Source organism: Streptomyces sp. NPDC047081, from assembly GCF_040643775.1.
Classification (GTDB): Bacteria; Actinomycetota; Actinomycetes; order Streptomycetales; family Streptomycetaceae; genus Streptomyces.
Window position 1 is genome coordinate 1 of record NZ_JBEYUY010000033.1, and the last position, 26,076, is coordinate 26,076.

The following is a 26,076-nucleotide window of genomic DNA, read 5'->3' on the forward strand; positions in this document are numbered from 1 at the left end:
AAGACAAACAAGCCCTCGATCAAGTAGACATGAACAAGGTCAGGACCTGGGGAATTACGTGACGCCGGGCCCGGGGAATTACGTGATCGTTCACAAACCCGGGCGGATAAGAGGCTTCTTCTGTCCCCGGACACCGCGGTCCTGGGACAGGCCAGGCCCACTGTCACCGGCCCGGCGGGCTGCAACACTCGTACCCATGAGCAGCAGCAACTCCCGCGACAGCGAACTGGGCGCCTTCCTCAAAGCTCGGCGCACAGAGCTGAGCCCGGCCGAAGTGGGGCTGCCCGACTCGGCCGGCAGGCGCAGGGTCAAGGGCCTGCGGCGCGAGGAGGTGGCCTTGCTGGCGTCGATCAGCCCCGACTACTACACGCGCCTGGAGCAGGGCCGCCGCCAGGCCTCCGAACCAGTGCTGGACACCCTCGCGCGCGTCCTCCGGCTCGATGACGGTGAGCGTGCCTACATGTTCGAACTCTCCGGTCGGGACGCCGCCCGGCCGCGTCGGCGCACCGCGCAGAAGGTCCAGCCGCAGCTGCGGCGCCTCCTGGCGGACCTCTCCACCACGCCGGCCGTCGTCCTGGGCCGCCGCACGGACATCCTCGCCTGGAACGCCATGGCGGCCGCCCTGTTCACCGACTTCGCGCGGATCCCGGAGAGGCAGCGCAACTTCGTACGGCTGGTCTTCTGCGAACCGGCCATCAGGGCGCTGTACCCCGACTGGGACTGGGTTGCGCAGATGACCCTGGCGCAGCTGCGCATGGAGGCCGTCCGCGATCCGAAGGATCCGCGACTGGCCGAACTGGTGGGCGAACTGTCGCTCCAGGACCCCGACTTCCGGCGCTGGTGGGGTGCCCACCGCGTCGCCACCCAGGGATCGGGCACGAAAACGCTGAACCATCCCGTCGTCGGCCCGCTCACCCTCGACTGGTCCTTCCTCACCTCCACCGACGACCCCGACCAGCAGCTCATCACCCTGACCGCCGAGCCCGGCACCCCCAGCCACGACCGCCTGCGCATCCTCGCCTCATGGGCCGCGCAGGCCGCCGACCACCCGATCGCGGACCGTTAGAGGCTCCGGCCCCGGGATGTCGCCGAGGACGAGCGCGCCGTGGCGTGCCTCGTGAGGCTGACGCCGATCGCGAACACCGTTCACCGGCCGCACGCCCTGCTACCCTGCGTTGCCAAATGACAGCTTTGGGTAACTCCGGCAACTCCTAGGGGTGTGCGTGAAGGTCGCCTGCGTCGGCGGCGGGCCCGCCGGCCTGTATCTCTCGATCCTGCTGAAGCGGCAGGACCCGTCCCACGACATCACCGTCCACGAACGCAATCCGGAGGGCTCGACCTACGGCTGGGGCGTGACCTACTGGCGCGGACTGCTCGACAAGCTCCACGAGCACGACCCCGAGTCGGCCCGCGCCCTGGAGCGGCACTCCGTCACCTGGAACGAGGGCGAGGCCCGCGTCCGGGACCTCGCCACCCGGCGCGACAGCGACGAGGGCTTCGGCATCGGCCGCCACCGGCTCCTGGAGATCCTCGCCGCCCGCGCCCGCTCGCTGGGCGTACGGCTGGAGTTCGAGCACGAGATCACCGAGGGGAACCTGCCCGCCGCCGACCTCGTCGTGGCCGGCGACGGCGTGCACAGCGCCCTGCGCGGTGCGCACGCCGACCACTTCGGCACCGAGCTCAGGCCCGGCCGCAACCACTACATCTGGCTCGGCACCACCAAGGTCTTCGACGCCTTCACCTTCGCCTTCGTGGAGACCGACCACGGCTGGATCTGGTGCTACGGCTACGCCTTCAGCCCCGAGCGCAGCACCTGCGTCGTCGAATGCGCCCCCGAGACCTGGACCGGCCTCGGCCTCGACACCGCGAACGAGGTCGACGGACTCGCCCTCCTGGAGAAGCTCTTCGCCGACATCCTGGACGGCCACGCCCTGATCGGCCGCTCCTCGGCCGACGGCGCCGCCCAGTGGCTGAACTTCCGCACCCTGACCAACCGCACCTGGTCCCGCGGCAACCTGGTCCTGCTCGGCGACGCCGCCCACACCACCCACTACTCCATCGGCGCCGGCACCACCCTCGCCCTGGAGGACGCGATCGCCCTGGCCGGCGCCCTGCGCGACCAGCCCGAACTCCCGCAGGCCCTCGCCGTCTACGAGCGGGAACGCAAGGCCGCCCTCCTGTCGATCCAGAGCGCGGCCCGCTACAGCGCCCAGTGGTACGAGAACCTGCCCCGCTACATGCACCTGCCCCCGGAGCAGATGTTCGCCCTGCTCGGCCAGCGTCACTCGCCCCTGCTGCCGTACGTCCCGCCCCAGCTCTACTACCGCATCGACAGGGCGGCCGGGCAGCTGGAGGCGCTGCGCCGCTTCAAGCGCTGGCTCGGACCGAGGATCGCGCGCACCGTGCACGCGCGGGCGCTGGCCTCCCGGAAGTAGCGGGCACCCGGAATCCCGCTTGGGTGAATGGCAATTCACCGGCTATGGTGAATTGCCATTCACCCGTTTTTCGTGTCGTCCGGGAGCGCCGATGGATCAGCCCGTACCGATAGCCGAGCCCTCCGAGGCGAGGGCCCTGCGGGATCGGCTGACGATCCCGGTGCTGGCGTTCGGCGGCATCCTCATGGCCGTCATGCAGACCGTGGTCGTGCCGCTGCTGCCCGACCTGCCCCGGCTGACCCACTCCTCCGCGGGCACCGTCTCCTGGATGGTCACGGCGACCCTGCTGTCCGGAGCCGTCCTCACCCCGGTCCTCGGCCGCGCCGGCGACATGTACGGCAAGCGGCGGGTGCTGATGGCGGCCCTCGGCCTGATGACCGTCGGCTCGGTCACCTGCGCGCTCTCCTCGAACATCGGCGTCCTCATCGCGGCCCGCGCGCTGTCGGGCGCCGCCTCCGCCGTCGTACCCCTCTCGATCAGCATCCTGCGCGACGAACTGCCGCCGGAGCGACGGGGAAGCGCGGTCGCGCTGATGAGCTCCACCGTCGGCATCGGTGCCGCGCTGGGCCTGCCGCTCGCCGCGCTGATCGTGCAGTACTCGAACTGGCACATCATGTTCTGGGTGACCAGTGCCCTCGGCGCGCTGGGCACGAGCGCGGTCTGGTGGGCGGTGCGCGAGTCGCCCGTCCGGGAACACGGGCGCTTCGACGTGCTGGGCGCGGTGGGGCTCGCCGCCGGGCTGGTGTCCCTGCTCCTCGGAGTGTCCCAGGGTGGGCAGTGGGGGTGGGGGAGCCCGCGGATCCTGGCGCTCTTCGCGACCGCCGTCGTCGTACTCGCCCTGTGGTGGTGGCAGCAGCTGCGGACCGAACAGCCGCTCGTGGACCTGCGGTTGGTGAGCCGGCCGAAGGTCGGGCTGTCCCATGTGGCCGCGCTCTTCACCGGCTTCGCGTTCTACGCCAACTCGCTGGTGACCGCACAGCTGGTGCAGGCGCCCGAGGCCACCGGATACGGGCTCGGGCTCTCCATCGTGAGCACCGGCCTGGTGCTGCTGCCCGGCGGCTTCATCATGCTGGTCTTCTCACCCCTGTCGGCCCGCATCTCGGCGTCCCGCGGGCCGCGCATCACACTCGCCATCGGGGCGCTGATCATCGCCCTCGGCTACGCGGTGCGCATCGCCGACAGCCGCGACCTGTGGATGATCATCGTGGGGGCGGCCGTCGTGGGCACCGGGACCACCCTGGCGTACTCCGCGCTGCCCACCCTCATCCTGCACGCGGTCCCGGCCGGGCAGACCGCGTCCGCCAACGGCGTCAACGTCCTGATGCGCACGATCGGCCAGGCCACCTCCAGCGCCGCCGTGGCCGCCGTCCTGGTCCACCACACCAGCCTGCTCGGCGCGGTCGCCGTCCCCACCCTGCACGGCTATCTGCTCGCGTTCACCATGGCGGGCATCGTCGCCCTGGCCGCGAGCGCGACCGCGCTGACCATCCCCGGCGACCCGGCGCAGGGGAGGACTCGCCGCGCCCGCGGCCGTGCCCGGGACGCCCGTGACGAGGCCCTGGAGGGAGCATGAGTGCCGTGAGCACTCCCCCCACCGCGCCCGCACCCGCCCGCCGCGACGCCGAGGCCACCAAGGCCGCCATCCTCCGGGCCGCCCGCCATCTGCTGGCCCGGCACGCCCACGCCGACATCACGCTCAAGGCCGTCGCCGAACGCGCCGGTGTCAGCGCCCCGTTGATCCTCAAGTACTTCGGCAACAAGGACGCCCTCTTCGCCCGCGTGATGTCCTTCGAGGCCGACGCCGACGCCCTGCTCGACGCCCCGACGCCCGAACTCGGCCGGCACATGGTCCGGCACGTGCTGGTCAGCCAGTCCCGGCAAGGCGCCGACCCGCTGCTGCGCATCGTCTTCGCGCCCCTGCACGGCGAACAGGGCGACATCCTGCGCGCCAACTTCCGCACCCAGGTCACCGAACGCCTCACCGCCCGCCTCGACGGCCCCGACGCCGGCCTGCGCGCCGAACTCGCCGTCGCCGCGCTCCTCGGCCTCGGTGTGGTCTACGGCATCGCCCGCGGCAGCCACGTCCGCACCGCCGAGGTCGACGACGTCGTGGAGCGCTACGCCCCCCTCGTGCAGCAGCACCTCACGCCAGGAACTCCGCGACCGTAGCCACGAACCGCCCGGGGTCGTCGAGCCACGGGAAGTGCCCCGCACCCGGCTGCACGACGCACTCGCCCTTCGGGAAGAGCCCGGCGAACTCCTCGACCGAGGGCGCGGGGGAGTTGAGGTCGACTTCCCCGGCCAGGGCGAGCACCGGCGCCGTGAACCCGGCCAGCGCCGCCCGGGTGGCGACCGGGTCGAAGGCACCCGGGTCGGCAAATGCGGCGGCGGCCTCCTGGTTCCGTTGCTCGGCGCCGGCGGCGTGATGGGCCCGGGCCGCCTCGTCCCAACGGCCGTACAGGAAAGGCGCGATGGCGTCCCAGCTGTCGGGCGTGGCCTGTCCGGTGGTGATGGCCCGGAGGGCCGCGAAGGCGGTGGGGAACCACCGTTCGTCCTGGCGCAGCCGGGCCGTCGCACGCCGGACCTCGGGCGGGACCGTGATCCCGACGGCCGTCGCGCTCGGCGTGATCAGCGCGAGCCTGTTCACGCGGTCGGGGTACCGGGCGGCGTACAGCACGGCGATGTTCGTGCCGGCGGAGTGCCCGAGCAGGTCCACCGACTCCAGGCCGAGGCGCTCGCGCAGTGCCTCCACGTCGTCGACCAGCCGGTCGCAGCGGTATCCGGCCGGGTCCCGGGGGAGCGCGGAGTCGCCGGTGCCGCGCAGGTCCGGCAGGGCGAGACGGCGGCGCGCGGACAGGCCGCCGAGCTCACCGAGGTAGGCGGAGGCCTGCATCGGTCCGCCCGGCAGGCAGATCACGGGCGGGCCGTCGTCCCCGTACACGTGATAGGCGAGCTGGGTCCCGTCGGGCGCGGAGAAGATCGGCATGACCGCGACCCTCTCAGCGCCCGTGCGGGACGGCAACCGCTTATCGGAACAGCCGGTCCAGGAATCCGTTCCCGAACACGCGGTGCGGGTCGAGCCGGTCCAGGGTGCCGGCGGCCTGCCCCCACACCGCCTCGCCGAAGGACGCCGGGATCGCCGTACCCAGCACCTCCTCGTCGCTCCAGACCGAGTCGTCCGTGTAGGCCCAGCCCTTGGACCACTCGACGCGGGTGAGCGCGTGCTCGCCGTCGTAGGTGCGCAGCAGGAACTGTTCGAGCTCCCGCAGGAAGGCCTCCGCGTACGGCGTGCCGGGCAGCGTCAGGACGTCCAGCCACACCGCGGTGTCCCACTCGGGATGCGCGTCGCTCTGGCGCAGCGCGGACAGCAACGGGGCGCGGGCGCCGTCCAGTTCGGCGTCGGCCGGGTCGTCGAGACCGGTCACCCGGATCTCGACCGAGCCGTTCACCGGGAACCGGCCCAGCGCCGAGTACGCGGCGAGCCGCTCACGGTAGTAGGACGTGAACTCGGCGACCACGCGCTGCACTTGGTCCCGCGTGGTGAGCACGGCGTATCCGTTCGCGGTCACCCGCAGCGTGGTCGGCCGGATGTAGAGCAGGGTGTTCTTCGAGGGACCCCAGATGTCGGCCGACAGCGTTGCCACCAGCCCGAGCGCCGCCGCGTCGTACTGCGCGTTGCCCAGCACCGGCGCGAGATACCAGGCCGCACCCGACGTCATCCGCCCCACCAGATCCGCCACCACGGTCGGCACGTTGTCGGAGAACGGGTAGTTGTACGGCGAGGTCACATGCCGTGAGGTGAGCGGCCGGGTCGGCGACACGCTCCACACCTTGAACCACGGGAACTCGGTGAACGCGAACCAGATCGCCTCCACCCGCCCCGCCTCGTCGAGGAAGCTCGCGAGCGTACGGCCGTCCGAGCCGGGGGCCGCGAACAGTTCGGCGGCAGGGATCTCCGTATGGGACACGCACCGCAGATGGGAGTTGGCGCCCACCCGCAGCACCACCTCGGTCACCAGCGCGCGGCCGAGATGGGTGAGCAGGGCGGGACAGTCCGCCTCGTCGCGCTCGTACGTCCGCAGCGCGTACGCCCCGGCGTCCTCGTCCCACACCACCGCCGTCAAGGACAGCACGCGATTGCTGAGCGAGCCGTACGTCTGACCCGGCAGCCGCTCCTCGCCCTGCGCCGCTACGGCCGTGCCGTGCGCGTCGATGGCCAGGGCGCCGCCCAGCGTGAGGTCGCCGGGAGCGGGCGCGGCCGTGACGCCCAGGCCGTGTCCTTCGAGGTAGGTGAGCAGCGCCTCCAGCGTGACGCCCGTGCCGGCCCGCACGGCCGTCGGCGAGTCGAGGGACAGGCCGGTCAGATGGGTGGCGGTGTCGACCAGGAGGACGGGCGCGTCCGATACCGTGCCCTCGGTGATCGTCAGCGGTGACCAGCCGTGCGAGGCACCCCGGGCGCGGACCGTCCAGCCGTTCCGCCAGGCCCAGTTGACGACGTCGACCACCTGGCCCGGGCCGGTAGGCGCACAGGCCCACAGGCCGTCGGCGGTGATCTCGCCGACCCAGTTGCGGTAGGCCGAGCGGTAGAGGGCCACGCCCTCGGGGAAGTCCGGCAGCTCCTGTGCCGCCACCGCCGGATCGACGGCGATCAGGACGGGTGCGGCAGCCAGCGCGGCGGCCGAGAGGAGGAAGCCGCGGCGGGTCCAGGACGGGTCGTCCGCCGCCTCTGACGAGTGGTTGCTCAGTGAACGATCAGTCACGGGGTCACGCTAGGCGCGAGTTGACACGAGTCGGCCGCCTGTCGGGTCGTATCACCCGTGTGAGTGAACGATTCACAGGCGGCGGGCCGGAGCGCCCGATTCCGTGCACGGTCGCGACGGATGACAGACTGACGCCATGGACGAGCGCACTTTCGGCAGGTCGGGTCAGAATGCTTCCGTCGTCGGTCTCGGGACGTGGCAGCTGGGCGCCGACTGGGGAGACGTCGACGACAAGGAAGCCCTCGCGGTGCTGGAGACGGCGGCCGAGTCGGGGGTGACCTTCTTCGACACCGCCGACGTGTACGGCGACGGCCGCAGCGAGCAGACCATCGCCGCGTTCCTCGCCGGGCGGCCCGATCTGCACGTGCTGGTGGCGACCAAGATGGGCCGCCGCGTCGAGCAGCTCCCGGAGAACTACGTCCTCGACAACTTCCGCGCCTGGAACGACCGTTCGCGCCGCAACCTCGGCGTCGACCGCATCGACCTGGTCCAGCTGCACTGCCCGCCGACCCCCGTCTACTCCACCGACGAGGTCTTCGACGCCCTCGACACCCTGGTCGAGGAGGAGCGCATCGCGGCCTACGGCGTCAGCGTGGAGACCTGCGCGGAGGCGCTGACCGCGATCGCCCGCCCGGGCGTGGCGAGCGTGCAGATCATCCTCAACCCGTTCCGCATGAAGCCCCTGCGCGAGGTCCTCCCCGCCGCCCGGGAAGCGGGCGTCGGCATCATCGCCCGCGTCCCGCTCGCCTCCGGCCTGCTGTCCGGCAAGTACACCAAGGACACCGTCTTCCCGGAGAACGACCACCGCACCTACAACCGGCACGGCGAGTCCTTCGACGTCGGCGAGACCTTCTCCGGCGTCGACTACACGACCGGCGTCGAGGCCGCCGCCGAGTTCGCCGCCCTCGCCCCCGAGGGATACACCCCGGCCCAGCTCGCCCTGCGCTGGATCGTCGACCAGCCCGGGGTGACCAGCGTGATCCCCGGCGCCCGCTCCCCGGAGCAGGCCCGCGCCAACGCGGCCGCCGCCAGGCTCCCCGAGCTCTCCGAAGAGACCCGCACCGCGATCCGCGACCTCTACGACCGACGGATCAAGGACCAGGTGGAGAGCCGCTGGTAGGACCCCCGGACGGGGGGAGCGGCCGCCCCGCCGGTCCCCCCGGTCCGTTTGGGCGATCAGCCGGCGGATACCCGTACCGCATGGTGGAGACGCAGCCTCGGACGGGCCGCGACGAGACCCAGGAGGAGCGTGCCGACCGCATGTGGGTCGAGCTCATCCAGGAGGTCCGTGTCGCGCAGACCGGCGTGCAGATCCTGTTCGGCTTCCTGCTGACCGTGGTGTTCCAGCAGAAGTACGCCTCGCTGGAACAGACCGACAAGACCATCTACATCGTCACGGTGGTCCTGGGCGCCGCCGCCACCGGCGCGCTCATCGGTCCCGTCTCCCTGCACCGCGTGGTCTCCGGGCGGAAGGTCAAGCCGCAGGCCGTCCAGTGGGCCTCCCGGATGACCTTCGTCGGCCTGCTGCTCCTCCTCGCCACCATGACCTCCTCGCTGCTGCTGGTCCTGCGGGTCGCCACCCACAACGCAGCGGTGCCGTGGATCGTCGCCTGCGTGGTCGCCTGGTACGTGCTGTGCTGGTACGTCATCCCGCTGTGGACCCGGCGCCGCCATACGACGACGTGACCCCGAGCCGGTCCAGCTGCCGGTCGTGCACGCGCGAGAGCACCAGCACCGAGACCGTGGCGCCGATCAGCGCGCAGAACATGTCCCACTGCGTGTCCCACACATCGCCCTGCGTGGCCAGGAACGCGTCCGCGGAGTGTCCGCCGGTCACCGCGGCCAGCCACTCCAGCATCTCGAAGACGGCGCTGAAGGCCAGGCACGCGCACACCGTCAGCGGCGCCAGCCACCGACTGCCCCGCAGCGGCGAGGTACGGCTGAGCAACTCCCGTACCAGCACAGCCGGTACGAAGCCCTGCATGAGGTGCCCGAAGCGGTCGTACGGATTGCGGTCCAGGCCGAAGGCGTCCCGCACCCAGTCACCCAGCGGCACCTGCGCGTACGTGTAGTGGCCGCCGACCATCAGGACGAGCGCGTGGAAGGCGAGCAGGCAGTACAGCAGGTCGGTGAGGGGGAAGCGGCGGTGGGTGAACACCAGCAGCGGCAGCCCGACCAGCACCCACACCGTCTCCAGGAACCAGGTCGTGCGGTCCTTGGCGCCCCAGGCCGACACGGCCATGCCCAGGACCACGAGGACGGCGAGCACGGCGGGCAGCTGCCGTCGCGGGACGGCGGAGTGCGCAACAGCAGTCATGGGGGCTCCCTTTCGTAGGAGCCCCCATGCTGGTGGAGCGGGTGGACGGCGGCATGAGTACGGCTACTCAGCCCCGACCGGGTACGGGAACGCTCAGTCCGTCGCGCCGCGCAGCGCGGTCAGGCAGCTCGCGATGGCCTGCTGGAGCTCCTCCAGCCGTTGCACCATGTCGTCCTCGACGAACTCCTGCACGTCGTCGAAGGTCAGCTCCTCGAAGGCCTTCGTCGCCTTCTGGAGGCTGCTGTAGAACTTCGTCCGCCGCTCCTGGACGCGCAGTTCGGGGTCGGCCTCGACCGTCTCGGCGACCAGGGACTTGAGGGTGTCGTAGGCCTCGGTGGCCCACTCGCCGGTGTCCTCGTCCTCGTCGAGCTCGTCGATGAGCGAGAGATGCCGCTCGGCCTCCTGGCGCAGGTCGGCCGGCGCCTCGATGGTCTGTCCCGCGGGCGTCTTGACCTGGCCCGACTCGGCGATCTGACGCACGTAGCCGATCCGGTCGGCCGAGCGGCTCTCGGTGGCGACGGCCTTCTTCAGGTCGTCGGTGCGTACGACGTCCCGCGCCAACTCGGCCTGCAGCTCCGGGTCTTCGCGCACCCGGTCCAGCAGCGCCTGACGGGCCGCCCGCGCGGTGGAGGGGTCGGCGAGGATCGCGGCCCGCAGCGCGGTCGGGTTCTCGGCGACCTCCAGGGCCTTGGTGGGCCGGATGCCCTCGGCCTCGGCCGCCTCGGCGATGGCGGTGCCCCGCTCGGACGTGGCGCTGTTGCGGGAGACGTAGTAGCTCAGCCACACGTCGGCGTCCGGCAGCTCCACCTCCTGGCCCGGCGCCAGCGCCTCGAAGTGCGGCACCATTCCGTCGTCGGCCGCCCGGTCCCAGGCCTTGTAGTAGCGCATCACACGCTCCGGGGAGCAGCCGGCCAGCTCCGCGAACTCCTTCGCGGACACCTTCGGCGTCTCCTCGGCGCCCTGGCCGCCGGGCCGGACGCTGCGCGCCACCATCAGGCCGAAGGCCCAGCCGCCGGTCCGCGCGTAGACCCCGAACTCGCGCGCGTCGCGCGCCACGAGGTCGGACAGCGGCGCGGGGGACGCCTCCGGGGTGTCGGACGACTCGGATGTCTCGGACGGGTCGATCGCCAGTGTCACCGATGACTCTCCTGTGCAAAGCTTGTCGGACTGCGAAACGTGCAGACCGGCAGCCTATATGCACCCCTTGGCCATGGTTTGCCAGGTCCCTGGTGTCGGCGCGCTCAGGGTCAGCCGAACGCGTCGTGCAGCGCGGGCAGCAGCGTCTTCTCCGCCCAGTCCAGATACGCCGGCTGCGACTCGCCGCCGATCTGCACCAGCGCGATCTCGCCGAAACCCGCCTCGGCGTACGGCCGTACGGCCTCGATGAAGGCCTCCGGGTCGTCGCCGCACGGAATCGACGCGGCGACGTCGTCCGGGGTGACGAACTGGGTCGCCGACTCGAAGGAATCCGGGTGCGGCAGCTCGGAGTTGACCTTCCAGCCGCCGCCGAACCAGCGGAACTGGGCGTGGGCGCGCTTGACCGCCGTATCGCGGTCGGGGTCGTAGCAGACGGGCAGTTGGCCCACGCGTGGCTTGCCCTCGCCGCCGTGCCGGTCGAAGGCCGACAGCAGGCCCTCCTCGGGCTCCAGGGCGATGACCAGGTCGGCGAGCCGGCCCGCGAGGGCACAGGACTGTTCGCCCGAGACGGCGATCCCGATGGGCGGCGGCTCGTCCGGCAGGTCCCACAGCCGGGCCGACTCCACGTCGAAGTGCGTGCCGCGGTGGTTCACATGGCCGCCCTCGAACAGCGCGCGGATGATCTCCACCGCCTCCGCGAGCATCTCGTGCCGCACATCGGCGGAAGGCCAACCGCCGCCCACCACATGCTCGTTGAGGTTTTCCCCGGAGCCGAGCCCCAGCCGGAACCGGCCCTCGGACAGCAGCTGCATGGTCGCCGCCTTCTGTGCCACACGGCCGGGTGGTAGCGCCTGGTCGGACACGTCACGTACGTCATCAGGGGAATGCGCGAGGTCGCCTGCGCGGCCGCGCCCAGCACGCTCCACGCGTACGGCGAGTGGCCCTGCGAGCGCAGCCACGGAAAGTAGTGGTCCGAGGTCACCGAGAAGTCGTAACCGGCGTCCTCGGCCCGCACCAGATGGTCGACCAGCTCACGGGGGCCGGCCTGCTCGGTCATCATCGTGTATCCGATTTGCACCATAACCGCCGAGTCCCCTGTGCGGGCGACGGAAAACGGCCCCTCGATCCGACGTGGATCATGGGAGAGGATGCCCTCATGAGCGCCCGTCCGCTGCCTTCCAGCACCCCCGCGGCCCAGGGGGTCGACGCCGCCGGCGTCCACGCCTTCCTCGACGCCCTCGAAGCCGCGCCGGACATCGAGCCGCACAGCCTGATGATCATGCGGCACGGTCACCTCGTCGCCTCCGGCTGGTGGGCCCCGTACACCCCGGACCGCCTCCAACTGCTGTACTCGCTCAGCAAGAGCTTCACCTCGACGGCCCTCGGCCTCGCCGTCGGCGAGGGGCTGGTACGGCTCGACGATCCGGTGATCTCGTACTTCCCGGAGTTCGAGGCCGACATCACCGACCCGCGCAGCCGCGCGATGCTGGTGCGGCACATGGCGTCGATGTCCAGCGGGCATGTCGAGGAGACGTACGAACGGGCGCGTGCCCTGGACAGGACGGATCTGGTCCGCGGGTTCCTGCTGCTGCCGCCCGACCGGGACCCCGGGACCGTCTTCGCGTACAACCAGCCCACCACGTACACACTCGCCGCGATCATCCAGCGGGTCACGGGCGGCTCGCTGACCGAGTACCTGCGGGCGCGGCTCCTCGACCGGCTCGGCGTCGGCGAGGTGGCCTGGACCCGTGACCGGTCGGGTCGTGAGCTGGGCTTCAGCGGGCTGCACGCCACCACCGACGCGATCGCCCGGCTCGGCGAGCTGTATCTGCGGGACGGGGTGTGGCAGGGGGAGCGGCTGCTGCCCGAGGGCTGGGTGGCCGAGGCCACGCGTGTGCACATCGACAACGCCGACAGCGCGGGCTGGGGGCCGATGACGGACTGGCAGCGGGGATACGGCTTCCAGTTCTGGATGGCCCGGCACGGCTATCGGGGCGACGGCGCGTACGGGCAGTTCTGCCTGGTGCTGCCCGAGCAGGACGCCGTCGTCGCGATCACGGCGGCGACCGAGCAGATGCAGCACACGCTGGATCTGGTGTGGGAGCACCTGCTGCCCGCCCTCGGGCCCGAGCCGTTGACCGGCAGGGACGCCGAGGACGCGGCACTGGGGGAGCGGCTCGCGCGGATCGCGCTGCCGCCGGCCGCGGGGAGGCCAGCACCGCCCGAGCGGACAGAGGACTGGTCCGGCGCCGAATTCACTCCGGCCGGAGGTGTGTGCGCCGACCAGCCGAACCTCGCCTCCGTCGCCGTCCGCCCGGGCCCCGACGGCTGGAGCGTCACGCTCACCGAGGACGGCCGCCCGCTGGAGCTGCCCGTGGGCGGGGCGGGCTGGACGGTCGCCGAGGAACCGCTGCCCGTCGCCGTGAGCGGGGGATGGGCCGACGCGGAGACCCTCGCCGTGGAGATCGTGTTCCTGGAGACACCGCACCGCCTGGCGGTGACCTGCTCGCTCCCGGCCGGGACCTTCACCGCGCTCTGGCGTACGACACCCCTGCACAGCCCCCCGCTGCGCGCGCTGCGCGCACCCCGCGCGTCAGTCTGACTCCACACGGAAGGTCCGCAGAAAGGTGCTCAGGGCCTGACGGTTCGCGGAGTCGTTCCAGTCGGCGGCCGGGGTCGCCCAGCGCAGCGAGAACCCGCGGCCGCCGCCCAGCAGGAAACCTCGCCCGAAGGTGCGCACCTGCGTGCCGTCCTCCTCGGACAGCCACTCCATGTCCGCGGCCTTGTGGCCCTGGTACGTCGTCGCCTCGATGTCCCCGATCCGCTTGAAGCCGGCGTCCTGCGCCAGCTCGGGCTCGACGTCGTCACGCCACACGGCGACGGGATCGGGACCCAGGACGGTGCTGTAGGTGATCGCCAGGGTGCGCGGATCGCCGTCCGCGCCGAAGGTCACCCGGGTCGACAGATCGCCCACCTTCGAGGTCGCCACCCGCTTCCACCCCTTGGGCAGGGCGACGGAGAAGCCCTCGGCGGCCGTGTAGCGGTGGAAACCCGGCGGCAGGGCGGAGGCCGACGGGGACGCCGGGGCCGACGGCGACAACGATGCCGTCGCGGACGCGGTGGGCGATGCGGTGGCCGAGGCCGACGGGCCGGACTTGCGGCCCTCCGTGCTGTTGCCCGGCGTCGAAGCGGTGGCGGACGCGGACGGCCGGGGTGCCGATTCCGTCGAGGAGTTGTCGAGCCCGGGGAGCTGGTCGGTGGCGGCCAGCGCGGCCACCGCGACCGTGACCACGGCCAGCGCGGTACCGGCGGCCATGGTCCTTCTGCTCCAGCCCGGCGCGGCATGCACGGCGGCCGCATAAGCACCGCGCAACCGCGGCCTGGGCACCGTCGCGGCGAGCATGTCGGGATCCTCGGTCACGACCCGCGTGAGGGCCTCGCGCACCACCTGGCGGGTCAGCCGCTCCCGGGAGTTCTTGCGCAGCAGCCCCAGCACGGTCGTGGTGAGGGGACCCGCGTGCAGCGGGCTGCGCAGCGGCAGCCGGTCGACGCCCTTGAGCGTGGCCTCGGGCCGGTCCCGGTCCCGGAACGGCGGGCGCCCCTCGATCATCGTGTAGAGCATCGCGCCGAGCGCCCACAGGTCGGCGGCCGGCCCGATGCGCTCGTCGCGGGCCTGTTCGGGGGAGGCGTACGACGGCGCGGTCACCCTCGGTGCCAGGGTGGCGCCGGCCAGTCCGAAGCCGGTGACCACGACCGATCCGCGGTCCCGCACGAAGACCTGGCCGGGGCTGAGCTCGCCGTGCGTGATGCCCTCGCCGTGCGCCGCCTCCAGCACGTCGAGGATCTCCAGCGCGGTGCGCGCCGCCCGTACGTAGTTGAACGTGCCCTGCTGGGCGAGGAGTTCGCCCAGCGGCGTCCCGTCGATCCACTCGGTGACGATCCACAGCGTGCCGTCCTGCTCCACGGCGTCGACGACCGTGGCGACCGCGCCCGGACACAGCAGCCCCATGGTCTCGGACATGCGGATGACCCGGGCGCTCGCCCGCATTCCGGTCTCGCCGTCCGGATCGGGTGGCAGCGATATCTGGGTGAGCAGATAGGGGCGTTGGGCGTCGACGTCCTTGCCGTACCAGCAGACCCGGTTCGTCTCGCGATGGACGACGTCCACGAGCCGGTACCTTCCGGCGACCAACTCCTGTGTGAAGACATGCGCCTTGACCATGGTCATCCCTCGTCGAACCCCTGGCTCTTTCCGTACACAGAGGTACGCGGGGTGCGACGGGGTGTGTTCAAAGCATCCGCAAATCATGCTCAGGCAGCCGCATTTGCTCACACAGCGTCGACCTAATTCCGGGAACTCCCCTTTACCTGACCGGAATTCAGGACCGGTCATTCAAGTGGACGATGAAAGCAGTTCAGCGCAGCCCGAAGCGCTCCGCCCACCCCATGACATCGCCGGTCGTCGCGTTGCCCCCGCACACGACCAGCCCGAGGCGCGCGCCCTCCCCGACCCGTTCGAGGACCCGGCGGGCCGCGGGCAGCAGACAGCCGGCGGCGGGCTCGGCCCACACCTTGGCGTGGTCGGCGAGGTCCAGGGTGCCCTGCACCGCCTCCCGGTCCGACACCACCAGCACCTCGTCGACCTGCGCGGACACATGCTCGTACGTCAGCGGTGAGACGGCCGGCGCGCTGAGCGTGGACACCACGGAGGTCAGCTCGACCGGCACCGGCCCGCCCGCCGCCAGTGCCCGCGACATCGCCTCGGCGCCCTCGGTCTCCACACCCCAGACGCGGACGTCCGGCCTGCGGTCCCGCAGCGCCGTCGCCACACCGGCGATCAGCCCGCCGCCCCCGATGCTGACCAGGACGTCGGTGAGCTCGCCGGCGTCGGCCGCGAGCTCCAGCCCGACGGTGCCCTGACCGGCGATCACCACGGGGTCGTCGAACGGGTGGACCAGGGTCAGCCCCTCCTCCTGGAGCCGGGTCATGAGCGCGAACGCCCCGGCCATGTCGTCGGTCAGGCGCACCGAGGCCCCGGCGTCCTCCGCGATCTCGACGGCCCGCGCGGGTGCCGAGCGCGGCATCACCACCGTGGCCTTCACATCGAGCGCCGCGGCCATCACCGAGAGGGCGATCCCGTGATTGCCGCCGCTGACCGCCACCACCCCGGCCGCCCTCTCCCGCTCGCTCAGCGAGAGCAGCTTGGCCGTCGCCCCACGGGACTTGAACGAGCCGGTGCGCTGCAGCAGTTCGAGCTTGACGGTGACCGGTGCGCCGAGCAGCGTGGTCAGTCCCGGGCTGGGCAGCGTGGGTGTGCGCAGGACGTGCCCGGCGATGCGTTCGGCCGCGGCCTCGACGTCGGAGATCCCGATCAAGGTACTCACCCTTCCGGCGCGGGGTGACGGACCGCGCCCTCTGCACCCTGACCCGGGACGCGGCCGAGGTCAAACCGGATTCCGGCAGTACGCCCGAGGTGCCTCCCGGCGAGCAACGAGCAGGCGACAGCGCGTCACATGTCGCGCCGCAACAGGTCGTCCAGCAGTGCCCGCAACTCCTCCCCGGCGCGCACCTCCAGCGACACCTCGGCGAGAGCCGTCTCCACGGCGTCGGTGTGCCGCCGGGCCTCCGCGAGCGCCCCCGCCCGGCCGCCCAGCGCCTCGATCAGCGCGGCTGCCTCCTCGGGTGCGTCGCCGCGGTCCAGCAGCGCGGCCAGCCGCCGGGCCCCGGGCGAGGGCGAGTCGAGTGCGGCCAGCACCGGATACGTCTTCTTCCGCTCCCGCAGATCCCCGTGCACGGGTTTGCCGGTGACCTCGGGATCGCCCCAGATGCCCAGCACGTCGTCGACGATCTGGAAGGCGATGCCGAGATGCCGCCCCGCCCGGTCCAGGGCGGTGACCGTCGCGGGCGGCGCGCCGCCGAGCAGGGCGCCGAGTGCGGCCGCGCATCCCAGCAGCGCGCCCGTCTTGTGCTCGGCCATAGCCCGGTACTCCCGTGGCCGCACCCGCTCCGGCCCGGTCCAGGGGCGCGTGGCGAACAGCAGGTCGTCGGCCTGCCCGCGCACCAGGTCGCCGAGCGCCACGGACAGCACCCGCACGGCCTGCGGCCCGGCAGCAGCGGCGAGCGTCTCGACGGCCAGCGCGAACAGCGCGTCGCCCGCGAGCACCGCGGGCCCGGTGCCGTACGCCTTCCAGACCGTGGGGCGGCCGCGGCGGGCCGCATCGCCGTCCATGATGTCGTCGTGCAGCAGCGAGAAGACGTGCACCAGCTCCACCGCGACCGCCGCCGGCACCCCGGCCGCCCCGGGTGCGCCCGCGGCCTCCGCACCGAGCACGGCCAGCGCCTGCCGCACACCCTTGCCGCCGGACGCGACAGCCGGCGCACCGCCCACCTCGCACCAGCCGAAGGAGTACGCGGCCATCTCACTCACCCACGGATGCAGCCGCCCCACCGCCTCCACGAGTGCTGGCCGCACCAACTCCCGGCACCGCACGAGGACTTGGGGAGCGTCGGCCGGTGCCCGCAGCACCGAGTGAAGCGCCGTCACCGTACGACCTCCGCCGTCACGCCGAACTCCTCCTGCGCCCGCGCCACCATCTCCCGTGCGTACCGCAGCCCGATCCGGTCCAATTCGTGGGCCAGTGCATCGAGTTCGGCCGCGGTCTCGGCGCGGTCGCGGCCCAGGTGGGCCAGTGACTTGGCCAGCCCGAGCCGCGACAGCGCCTCGCCGCGCGGCTCGCGCATCGCGCGGAACTCCGCAAGCGCCTGCTCGTAGAGGTCGCGTGCATCGGCGTAACGCCCGGCCCGGTACAGGACGTTGCCGCGCATCTTGTGGTTGTAGGCCAGCGCGCTGGACAACTTCATCGCCCGGCAGGTCGTCTCCGCCTCGGACAGCAGCGCGAGCGCCCGAGCGGTGTCGCCGTCCCGCACCGAGACCACGTCCGCGAGGCCGCGCAGCGCCCAGGCGTGACCGCGCCGGTCCTCGGCCCGCGCGGCGATCTCGGCCGCCTCCTCGAACAGCGCGTACGCGGTGTCGTAGCGGCCGGTGTTGCGGTGGATCTGCGCGATGCCCTCCAGCGCCCACACGGTGTGCCGTGCCTCGCCGCGCCGCCGGGCCTCGGTCAGAAGTTGCTCGTGCAGCCTGGCCACGGCCTCGTAGTCGCCCTGGATCCGGCCGGTCTCGGCGAGGCCCGCGAGCGAGTAGCCGCGTACTACGACGTCGCCGCCCAGCTCGCCGAGTTCGGCCGCGAGTCCGAGCAGCCGCCGGGCCAGCGGGAAGGAGCCCCGCTGCCGGGCCAGGGTGCCGCCGCTCCACAGCGCCCAGGCCATGGCCGCCGTGTCGCCGGCCGCCCGGGCCGCGCGGTAGCTCGCCTTCCACGCCCGGTCGGCGTCCCCGATCTGCCCCAGCCGGCGGTGCGCCTCGGCGACCGCGAGCCCGGACCGCGCCGCCTCCCCGTGCCGGCCGGCCCGTTCGGCGGCCTTCAACTCCCGTGTCCCGGCGGCCAGTACGTCGGTCAGCGACGAGTTCACGGACAGGGTGGTGAGGGCGCCCTGGTACTCAGGGGCGAATGCCTTGCCGTACATGCATCCCTTTCGGTTGGTATACACAGTGTGTATAGATGGTGTGTATGCACCCTGCGTATACATAGTGTGTATAGGGCGGTGAAAATTAGGCCCTGACCCCTTGCGGGGGCCAGGGCATCACCTGTTGCCGATCAAGACGTCATGGGTCGCCGAGAGGTTGCTCGTGAGGCACAGATCACTCGGAGGCGGCTCAGTGCTGCTGGGCTTTCTGCGGTGTCGCCTCGCTCGGCCGGACCACGACATAGCCCTCGCCCTGCAGCATCAGCTGCACGGCCTCGCCCGAGCCGCCGCGCAGCATCGAGCCGATGGACTGCGAGCGGTGCAGCGAGGTCTGCAGGCCCGCTGTCCAGCCGACCACGGCGTCCGTGTCGACGTACACCGGGTACTGCGGCGAGACCGGGATGACCAGCGGGTTGCCTTCGCAGACCAGCCCCAGCCGGCCCTGCCCGGTGAAGACGCTGTTGAACAGGCCGCCGCCCGCGACGCCGGCGCCCTTGACGGTGGAGATGCGGTACGACAACGAGGCGTCGAAACACAGCACGTTGCGGCCGTTGACGGTGAACTCGTCACCCGGGTCCACGTCGACGATGAAACAGTTCTGCGCCTCGTGCGCGAACCAGGCCTCGCCCTGCCCGCGCACCGTCATGAGCGGGAGACCCTCCCCGGTGACCGCGCGCTTGAGCATGCCGCCCACGCCTTGGCCCTTGCGCTCGAACTGGAGGTTGCCGCGGTAGGCGATCATCGCGCCCTGGCGGGCGAGCATCTCGCCGTTCACCGCGTACTTGATGCACTTGGCGTTCTCTACGGTCATGCCCGCCTGCGCGGCCGGCTGGACCATGTGCTCACTGGAAAAGAGGGATCCCTTCATGCGGGCATCCTGGCCCGGACGAAGTCATTCCGCCAAGATCGCGGACGCGGGTCGTCGCCGGGGCCGTCCGGAGGGTCTACGGCGGTCAGGCGCCGAAGAGTTGGGTCCAGTACGTCCCGGCCTGGCCGCCGCCCGCGAAACCTATACCGATGTGGGTGAAGTCGGGCTTGAGAATGTTGGCCCGGTGGCCGGGGCTGTTCATCCAGCCCTCCACGACCTCCGCGGGGGAGCGCTGGCCGCAGGCTATGTTCTCGCCGATCGAGCGGCGGGTGGAACCGGCGGCGGCCGCCCGGTCCCACGGCTGGCTGCCCTCCGGGGAGGTGTGGGAGTAGAAGGCACGGGCCACCATGTCGGCGCTGTGCGCCTGCGCGGCGGTGGTGAGCAACGGGTCGACGGCCAGCGGAGGCAGGCCGGCCGCCCTGGCGCGCTCCCTGTTGGTGAAGTCGACGACCTCGGCGGCGGTCCGGGCCAGAGCGGCGGGGCTGAAGGGGGTGGCCCACAGGGCCGTCCAGAAGACGTCGCCGGAGCGGGCGTCGGCGACATGCCCGACGCCGACGTGCGTGAAGGCGCGGTCCTGCAGTGTCTGCCGGGACTGCTCGTTGCGGACGCAGTACTCGACGAACTCGGCGGGCGTGCGCGGGCCGGAGACCAGGTGCTCGCCGACGGTGATGTACGTGTATCCCGTGGCCGTGAGCCGTTGGTGGACGGAGACGCCGTCCGGGCCCTCGACACCGAGCCGGCCCGCCGATGCCATGGCGGTGGCATGCGCGTTGGCGGCGGTCGCGAGGCGGGAGTCGAGCGAGACGGGGGCGGAACCGGCCCTGGCGCGGGCGGAGTTGACCAGGGCGAGGAACCCGTCGTCGGCGGGGAGAGGCCGGTACGAGGGTGGCGGTACGGCGGGAGCCGCCCCGGGGCCGGGGGTTCGCTGCTCCGGGATGACGGGGCGTGCCATGCGGGTCGGCGCACTGTTCGTCGACGGCGCCGGCGTCGGCGTCCCGGCTCCGTCTTCGAGGACATCCACGCCGAAGTCCCTTGCTATACCTGCGAGTCCGTCCGTGTACCCCTGCCCCAGGGCCCGCAGCTTCCAGGCGCCGCCCCGCCGGTAGATCTCCGCGAGCAGCAGCACCGTCTCCTGCTGCGGACGCGGCGGGGCGAACCGGGCGAGGGAACGGCCGCCCGCGCCGGTCACCTGGAGCGTGGGTGCGGGCAGCCGGCCCAGGGGAGTGCCGGGGTCGGCCGGGCTGACGGCGATCGTGACGCGGGTGGCTCCCGGGCGCAGTCTCGGCGGGTCGACGGTGAGCGTGTCGCCGTCGAGACGGGCGCCCGGGGCCGACGGCTGGTTGTAGAACACGAAGTCGGCGTCGCCCCGGACCCTGCCCCCGTCGTCCGTGATCAACGCGGACACGTCGAAGGGCCCGGGCACCCGGACGGTCACGGCGCCGCCCGGGAGGGGCATGTTGCCCCCGGGAACCAACTCGCTCATACCGCCGCCCTGGTGTGCTCCGTGGTTCGCCCCTGGTGGGGTTGTCCGGAAAACGTCCACCCGGGCTCGCGGGTTCCCGACACAGGTCAGAAGCCCCTGCCGGTCACTTCGTCCAGTAACGGATGTTGCGGAAACGCGCCTCCGCCCGGCCCGAGCCGTGGTTGTAGACGCCGTTCTTGAAGTAGCGGGTCGCGGGACCCCGGTCGGCGACCGTCAGGGTCAGGGAGTCGTCCAGGTAGACCTTGATCGTGCCGGTCCCGCTGCTCGCCTGGTGGGCGATCTTGACGTTGAACCAGGTGTCGTACGCGTTCGTCCTCAGCACGGTGCCGTCGTAGCGCCGCACGGTCCCGCCGCCGGTGTCGTACACATTGAGCATGATGTCGGTGGCCGGTGTGCCCGAGGGATGCACGCTGCGCAGGATCTGGACGAAGGACGCGCCGTCGGTGCCGGAGGGGAGGTACACGTCGGCGTCCCACATGTGGTTGCCCGTGCTGTAGTCGACCTTCCAGCGCATCTCGGTGCGCGGGTCGGTGGAGCTGCCCTCCTCGAACGGCTCGTCGGTGGCGTACACCCACATCCGGTCGACGCCGCCACTGGAGCTGTGCCGGTCGCTGAGATCGAGGTTCCACGGCTTCTGCCAGCTGTACGTGAACGACTTCTGCGTCCAGCCGTCGGTGGGGTCGGCTGCCGCGGCGGCGAGCGGGGCCGGCGGCAGCGCGAGCGCGGCGCCGCCCGCCAACAGGCCCGCCCCGGCCCGTAAGACAGTTCTCCTGTTCATCGCGTCCTGTCCTTTCCGGTGAGTGAGTGGAGGTCGACCGCGTCGGCCGTCGCCTGGAGGCCGCCGTCGTTGAAGTGCAGATGGTCCCCGGAGCCGTACGCAGGGAGGATCCGGTCGGGGGAAGCGGGGGCGCGCACCACGGCGTCGAAGATCTCGCCGTACGGGGTGATCGTGCCGCCGATCACGCGGATGCCGTGGGCGTGCGCGCGGGCCACGATCTCGCTGTAGGCGGCCTCGAAGGCGGCGGGGTCGGTCTGGTTCGGGCTGCCCTTGATGTCGTTGACGCCCTCCACGACGACCAGGGCCCCTACACCGCTGCGGGAGAGCACGTCCGCGTCCAGCCGGGACAGGGCGCTGGGGTCGGTCCCGTCGAGGAGTACGCGGTTGCCCGCGATGCCGACAGTGGTTCACGCTCGCCATCGAGCCGGAGCCGTCCGTCAACGCGACCGTCGCGGCGCCCAGTTGGAGGGGTGCCGTGCCGAGACGGTTGGAGACGCGGATGCGGACGGCGCGGCACTCGCGGGCAGGGGCAGAAGTGCCAGGGGCAGTGCCACCGCGAGTGCCGCGAGTAAGTGCCGACCGAGACCTTGCCCATGCGGAGCCGTCCTTCCGGAGGGGAGTCGAGGCGAACGCAGAGAACCCCAATACATCGGATGAGTCAAGGAGTTGTGCGCGATTCAGGTGATGCCAGGACTGTTGACAGGTGTGCAGGAGGTGTCTAGGTTCCCGGATACACCCGATGTCTCGATGATCCGTCCGGTTCGGCACGTCAACACGGGAGGCTTCACATGGCGGTTCCTGTCAGGACCGCGGTCGCCGCGCTCTGCGCCGGTCTGGCGGCCACACTCTGCACGACCGCGCCCGCACGGGCCGGCCAGGACACCACGTCCCCCGAACACGTCTGGTCGGTCTCCGGCCCCGAGCGCACCGCGGCCGCACACGAACCGCTCGCACGGATCTCCCTCGACGACACCACCGGCGCACTGAGCCTCTCCGTGTCCCGCGGCGGCCGTACCGTCATCGAGCCCTCACCGGTCGGAATCGTCACCCAACAGGCCGACCTTTCCAAGGACTTGCACTTCCTGCACCGAAGAGACCGGCTCGTCGAGGAGCACTACCGGACCAAGTCCGGCAAGCGGCTGGACCGCCAAGTCCGCATGAACGAGACCCGTTTGTCGTTCGCCACGGCAGCCGGGGCGAGACTCGACCTCGTCGTCCGCGCCTCCGCCGACGGCGTCGCCTACCGCTACGTCCTCCCGACCGGATACGGCGACGTGCTCGGCGAGACCTCCGCGTTCAACCTGCCGCCGGACGCGAACGCCTGGCTCGGTACCTACCGGGTCGACAACGAGGGCCCGTTCAACCAGTACACCGCCGCGACCGCGCCCACCGGCGAGTACTCCGACCAGGCGCTGTTCGCCACCGACGGCGGCTACACCCTGCTCGCCGAGTCCGACCTCACCGGCGCCTACTCCGGCGCCCGCCTCGCCCACGACCAGGGCACCGGCACCTACCGCATCAAGCTGGCCGACGACGCGGTCCACACGGACGGCCGGCTCGCGACTCCCTGGCGGGCGATGGTCACCGGCGACCTCGCCACCGTCACCCGCTCCACCTTCACGGACGACCTCGCCCCGGCCTCCAAGGTCCGCGACGCCTCCTGGATCCGGCCCGGCACCGTGCTGTGGACCTGGCTCGCCGGCGGCAGGGAGGCCGGCCAGAGCCTCACGGCGCAGAAGGCCTACGTCGACTACGCCGCCGAGCGGGGCTGGCCGTACGAAGCCGTCGACGCGGGCTGGTACTTCAAGAGCGACGCGTGGGACACCACCGACCCGAACTGGCAGACCGACAGCTGGATGCCCCAACTCGTCGACTACGCAAGGGCCAAGGGCGTCGGCATCGTCGTCTGGATCCATCAGCGCGACCTCGACACACCCGAGGAACGCGCCCAGTGGCTGCCCACCCTGGAGCGCTGGGGTGTCAAGGGCGTCAAGATCGACTTCATGAACTCCGAGGCGCAGTCCATGCTCCAGTGGTACGACGCCATCCTGAAGGACACCGCCGCCCACCACCTGATGATCGACTTCCACGGCTCGACCATCCCCAAGGGCATCCAGCGGACCTGGCCGCAGGTGATGACCCTGGAGGGCGTCGGCGGCGAGGAGAAACGCACCAACACCGCCGCCCACCTCACCACCCTGCCCTTCACCCGCAACGTCATCGGCTCCATGGACTTCACCCCCGGCGCCTTCCAACGCGTCGGCCTGCGCCCCAACTCCGACGCCGCCGAGGTCGGCCTCACCGTCGCCTACGAGTCGGGCCTGCAGATGTTCGCGGGCACACCCGAGTCGTACGACGCCCGGCCACTGGCCCGCGCCTTCCTCGACCAGGTCCCCGCGGCCTGGGACGACACCCGGCTGCTCGCCGGAACCCCGGGACAGGAGGCCGTTCTCGCCCGCCGCAGCGGCGACCGCTGGTTCCTGGGCGGGGTGTACGCCGGCGCGGCCCGCACGGCGGAGGTTCCGCTGACCGTCGGATCCGGACGCTGGCTCGTCGAGACCATTCGCGACGGCGCCGACGGACTCGTCCAGGACCGCCAAGTCCTGCGCGGCGGCGACAAGTTCGACGTCGACGTCGTCGCGAACGGCGGCTTCGCCGGGATCGCCTGCCCCTGGCGCCCGGGCATCACCACCTGCTATCGCTGAACTCTGCGCAGCGAGCCCGGCTTCTTCGCGGTGAAGGGTGGTGGACGGTGAGTCCGTCGATCGGGGTGGTCGTGCACGCGAGCCGCCGGGGCGTCTTCGAGGAAGCCGTGGAACCACTCTCCGGCATCTCGCTGAAGTGGGTCACCTACGGGCACGAACAGGAGATCCGCCCCCGCGTCCAGCGCCTGGTCGACGGACACGCCCTGGACGGGCTGCTGGTGGGTGCCGTCCCCCATCGCGCCTGCCGGGACGCCCTGCCCCCGAGCCTCCCGGTCGCCGTCATCCGCAGCTCGGCCCTCGACCTGGCGCTGGCCCTGTCACAGGCGCAGGCCCGCGGCTGGCAGCCGGTCCCGGTCAGCATCGACACCTTCGACCACGAGGTGGTCTCCGAGGTCACGGAGTCGGTGCATCTGGACCGCACCCGCGTCACCTGCCTGCCGTACGCCGACGACCAGACCATCGACGAGATCTGCGCCTTCCACCACCGGTCCCTCCAGGACGGCGACGGCTATGTCATCACCGCACGAACGGCGGTGCTGCGACAGCTCCGCGGAACCCTGCGGGTGCTGAACGGTTCACCCACCCCGTCCAGCATCCGCGCGGAACTCCACGAGCTGGCACTGCGCATCCGCTCGGAGCGAGCGGGCGCGGCCGGCTTCGCGGCGGGCGTCTTCAGCATCAACAGACCTGGAAACTCAGGGGAGTCGGAGCGAGCGCGGACGGGTCTCGTACGTCTCCTGCGGGCCACGCCCGAACTCGCCGACGCCTGGATCGAGGATCGCGGCCGCCGCGGCGCGGTGGTGCTCGGGCGCCGGACGCTGTTCGAGCGCCTGACCCGCGACTGGCTCGTCCTGCCGCTGCTGGACCGGGCGCGGGAGTCACTCGGCGTGGAGGTGGCAGCGGGCTTCGGCGTGGGACCGTCGGCCCGGTCCTCGGTGGTGCTCGCCGAACGGGCTGTCGCCCGCGCCGAGGCGGAGAACCGGCCGTGCGGCTATCTGATGGAGGACGGCGGGCTGGTCATCGGCCCGATGGGGCCGGGCGGACAGCCGCGGAGCGAGCCGTGCCGCGAGCAGGACGACCGGCTGCGCGAACTCGCCCGGACGATCGGCTTGAGCCCGGCAACGTTGTCACGGCTGGCCGCCATCGAGCACGACCTCGCCGGACGCCCCGTCACCCCGAGCGAGTTGGCCGACGGCATGACCATCACCGACCCCAGCGGCCGCCGCCTGATCCGCAAACTCCACGCCCACGGCCTGATCACCTCGGAGGGCTGCACCCAGACCCACCGCAAGGGCCGCCCGACCGGGCTGTACCGCCTGGCGATCGACGCGGCCCTCACCGGTTCCGGCGACGGGCATCACCTGAGAGCCCGCTAGGGGGTGTGGCGCCGGGTCAGAACGCGCGTGTCCGTACATGCACGTGACCGGCATGAGGGTAGGCGGGCGGAGACGCGGGCAAGATCGAGGCCAGCGCGTACCGCGTCTTCTCCGCGACCCGGCAGGACGCCGTGTTGTCCTCCTGGTGCAGGAGTTCGAGGCGTGTCAGTTCCTCACCGGGCAATGCCGTGAAGGCCCACTCCGTCAGTGCCTCCAGGGCTCGCGGCGCCACTCCGCGCCCACGTGCGTGTGCCGCTGTCCAGTAGCCGACCTCGGCGGACGCGCTGCCGGGCGTGACGATCTTGAGCACCATGTGACCCGCCAATAGGCCCTCGGTGTCCCCGGTCGGCGACTCGACGACGGCGAACGCGAAGCGGTGTCCCGTCTCCCATCCCTGCTGCTGGATCCCGATCCACCGCGTCGCGCTCGCCTCGTCGTCCGTGGTCGCGGTCGTCCATCGCCGCAGGGCGTCGTCCCAGTCCAGCGCGACCAGGGCGGTGGCGTCCGTCGGTATCCAGGGGCGCAGTACGAGCGCGGGTGCCGACGGCGTGGCGGGCGCCGTCAGGCGTGCGGTGATCTTTTCCATCGGGCGAGGGTACGACGTCGGGGGCGCCGGCGGCCGACCAGGGGCCGGTC

21 protein-coding genes and 2 pseudogenes are annotated in these 26,076 nt (G+C 71.8%); 9 read left to right on the plus strand and 14 right to left on the minus strand.

The features are described 5' to 3' along the window. Positions 1–196 precede the first annotated feature (196 nt). The 4 genes from ABZ848_RS41120 to ABZ848_RS41135 all read left to right on the plus strand — a co-directional run bounded on the left by ABZ848_RS41120 (position 197) and on the right by ABZ848_RS41135 (position 4,604). Positions 197–1,066, plus strand: coding sequence for a helix-turn-helix domain-containing protein (locus tag ABZ848_RS41120; protein WP_360840366.1), 870 nt, complete (start codon positions 197–199; stop codon positions 1,064–1,066). Between the two features lie 151 nt (positions 1,067–1,217). Beyond that, positions 1,218–2,435 (plus strand): FAD-dependent monooxygenase, encoded by a 1,218-nt coding sequence (locus ABZ848_RS41125; protein WP_360840368.1) that lies wholly within the window; start codon positions 1,218–1,220, stop codon positions 2,433–2,435. A 91-nt stretch (positions 2,436–2,526) separates the two neighbouring features. Next, positions 2,527–4,008, plus strand: a complete 1,482-nt coding sequence (locus ABZ848_RS41130) for an MFS transporter (protein WP_360840370.1) — start codon at positions 2,527–2,529, stop codon at positions 4,006–4,008. Continuing rightward, positions 4,005–4,604 (plus strand): TetR family transcriptional regulator, encoded by a 600-nt coding sequence (locus tag ABZ848_RS41135; protein WP_360840372.1) that lies wholly within the window; start codon positions 4,005–4,007, stop codon positions 4,602–4,604. The genes ABZ848_RS41130 and ABZ848_RS41135 overlap by 4 nt, the downstream gene beginning before the upstream one ends. Here ABZ848_RS41135 and ABZ848_RS41140 read toward each other — a convergent pair. Together ABZ848_RS41140 and ABZ848_RS41145 are read right to left on the minus strand one after the other, a co-directional pair. Then, a complete protein-coding gene (locus ABZ848_RS41140) occupies positions 4,579–5,421 on the minus strand; it encodes an alpha/beta hydrolase (protein WP_360840373.1) in 843 nt (280 codons plus the stop codon). The two genes, ABZ848_RS41135 and ABZ848_RS41140, sit on opposite strands and share 26 nt — an antisense overlap. Before the next feature lie 40 nt (positions 5,422–5,461). Continuing rightward, the gene (locus ABZ848_RS41145; RefSeq protein WP_360840375.1) at positions 5,462–7,195 is read right to left on the minus strand and encodes a cholesterol oxidase substrate-binding domain-containing protein; all 1,734 of its coding nucleotides are present in this window, start codon (positions 7,193–7,195) and stop codon (positions 5,462–5,464) included. A gap of 136 nt (positions 7,196–7,331) precedes the next feature. On the opposite strand from ABZ848_RS41145, the gene ABZ848_RS41150 reads away from it, so the two are divergent. Together ABZ848_RS41150 and ABZ848_RS41155 are read left to right on the plus strand one after the other, a co-directional pair. Beyond that, positions 7,332–8,315, plus strand: a complete 984-nt coding sequence (locus ABZ848_RS41150) for an aldo/keto reductase (RefSeq protein WP_360840377.1) — start codon at positions 7,332–7,334, stop codon at positions 8,313–8,315. Between the two features lie 80 nt (positions 8,316–8,395). Beyond that, on the plus strand, positions 8,396–8,881 hold the full coding sequence (locus tag ABZ848_RS41155) for a DUF6328 family protein (RefSeq protein WP_360840379.1): 486 nt from the start codon (positions 8,396–8,398) through the stop codon (positions 8,879–8,881). On the opposite strand, the gene ABZ848_RS41160 is transcribed toward ABZ848_RS41155, so the two are convergent. The 3 genes and pseudogenes from ABZ848_RS41160 to ABZ848_RS41170 all read right to left on the minus strand — a co-directional run bounded on the left by ABZ848_RS41160 (position 8,841) and on the right by ABZ848_RS41170 (position 11,730). Continuing rightward, positions 8,841–9,512 (minus strand): DUF2238 domain-containing protein, encoded by a 672-nt coding sequence (locus ABZ848_RS41160; protein WP_360840381.1) that lies wholly within the window; start codon positions 9,510–9,512, stop codon positions 8,841–8,843. The genes ABZ848_RS41155 and ABZ848_RS41160 overlap by 41 nt on opposite strands. Positions 9,513–9,605: 93 nt before the next feature. Beyond that, entirely contained in the window at positions 9,606–10,649 is a 1,044-nt protein-coding gene (locus ABZ848_RS41165) for a hypothetical protein (RefSeq protein WP_360840382.1), read from the minus strand. Between the two features lie 110 nt (positions 10,650–10,759). Continuing rightward, positions 10,760–11,730: pseudogene (locus tag ABZ848_RS41170) on the minus strand (LLM class F420-dependent oxidoreductase). Positions 11,731–11,805: 75 nt separating this feature from the next. Here ABZ848_RS41170 and ABZ848_RS41175 point away from each other — a divergent pair. Beyond that, a complete protein-coding gene (locus tag ABZ848_RS41175; protein ID WP_360840383.1) occupies positions 11,806–13,251 on the plus strand; it encodes a serine hydrolase domain-containing protein in 1,446 nt (481 codons plus the stop codon). Here the strand turns inward: ABZ848_RS41175 and ABZ848_RS41180 are convergent. The 8 genes and pseudogenes from ABZ848_RS41180 to ABZ848_RS41215 all read right to left on the minus strand — a co-directional run. After that, complete coding sequence (locus tag ABZ848_RS41180; protein WP_360840385.1) at positions 13,243–14,877, minus strand: serine/threonine-protein kinase; 1,635 nt, start codon at positions 14,875–14,877, stop codon at positions 13,243–13,245. The genes ABZ848_RS41175 and ABZ848_RS41180 overlap by 9 nt on opposite strands. 187 nt (positions 14,878–15,064) lie before the next feature. Then, positions 15,065–16,024, minus strand: coding sequence for a threonine/serine dehydratase (locus ABZ848_RS41185; RefSeq protein ID WP_360840387.1), 960 nt, complete (start codon positions 16,022–16,024; stop codon positions 15,065–15,067). 134 nt (positions 16,025–16,158) lie between these two features. Further along, positions 16,159–17,193: a polyprenyl synthetase family protein gene (locus ABZ848_RS41190; protein WP_360840389.1), complete on the minus strand. Its 1,035-nt coding sequence runs from the start codon at positions 17,191–17,193 to the stop codon at positions 16,159–16,161. Next, a complete protein-coding gene (locus tag ABZ848_RS41195; protein WP_360840391.1) occupies positions 17,190–18,230 on the minus strand; it encodes a tetratricopeptide repeat protein in 1,041 nt (346 codons plus the stop codon). The genes ABZ848_RS41190 and ABZ848_RS41195 overlap by 4 nt, the downstream gene beginning before the upstream one ends. A 190-nt stretch (positions 18,231–18,420) precedes the next feature. After that, positions 18,421–19,098: an AIM24 family protein gene (locus ABZ848_RS41200; RefSeq protein ID WP_360840392.1), complete on the minus strand. Its 678-nt coding sequence runs from the start codon at positions 19,096–19,098 to the stop codon at positions 18,421–18,423. Positions 19,099–19,183: 85 nt separating this feature from the next. Then, a complete protein-coding gene (locus ABZ848_RS41205; RefSeq protein ID WP_360840394.1) occupies positions 19,184–20,581 on the minus strand; it encodes a CAP domain-containing protein in 1,398 nt (465 codons plus the stop codon). 103 nt (positions 20,582–20,684) lie between these two features. Beyond that, positions 20,685–21,359, minus strand: coding sequence for a polysaccharide lyase family 7 protein (locus ABZ848_RS41210; RefSeq protein ID WP_360840395.1), 675 nt, complete (start codon positions 21,357–21,359; stop codon positions 20,685–20,687). After that, positions 21,356–21,757, minus strand: a pseudogene (locus tag ABZ848_RS41215) (SGNH/GDSL hydrolase family protein); the annotation flags it as partial. The pseudogene ABZ848_RS41215 and the gene ABZ848_RS41210, both read right to left, overlap by 4 nt. Before the next feature lie 390 nt (positions 21,758–22,147). Between ABZ848_RS41215 and ABZ848_RS41220 the strand changes: the two are divergent. Next, the gene (locus ABZ848_RS41220) at positions 22,148–24,064 is read left to right on the plus strand and encodes a glycoside hydrolase family 97 catalytic domain-containing protein (RefSeq protein ID WP_360840396.1); all 1,917 of its coding nucleotides are present in this window, start codon (positions 22,148–22,150) and stop codon (positions 24,062–24,064) included. A 47-nt stretch (positions 24,065–24,111) separates the two neighbouring features. Then, on the plus strand, positions 24,112–25,440 hold the full coding sequence (locus tag ABZ848_RS41225; RefSeq protein ID WP_360840397.1) for a helix-turn-helix domain-containing protein: 1,329 nt from the start codon (positions 24,112–24,114) through the stop codon (positions 25,438–25,440). 16 nt (positions 25,441–25,456) lie between these two features. Here ABZ848_RS41225 and ABZ848_RS41230 read toward each other — a convergent pair whose 3' ends face one another. Then, positions 25,457–26,026 (minus strand): GNAT family N-acetyltransferase, encoded by a 570-nt coding sequence (locus ABZ848_RS41230; protein WP_360840398.1) that lies wholly within the window; start codon positions 26,024–26,026, stop codon positions 25,457–25,459. Positions 26,027–26,076 lie beyond the last annotated feature (50 nt).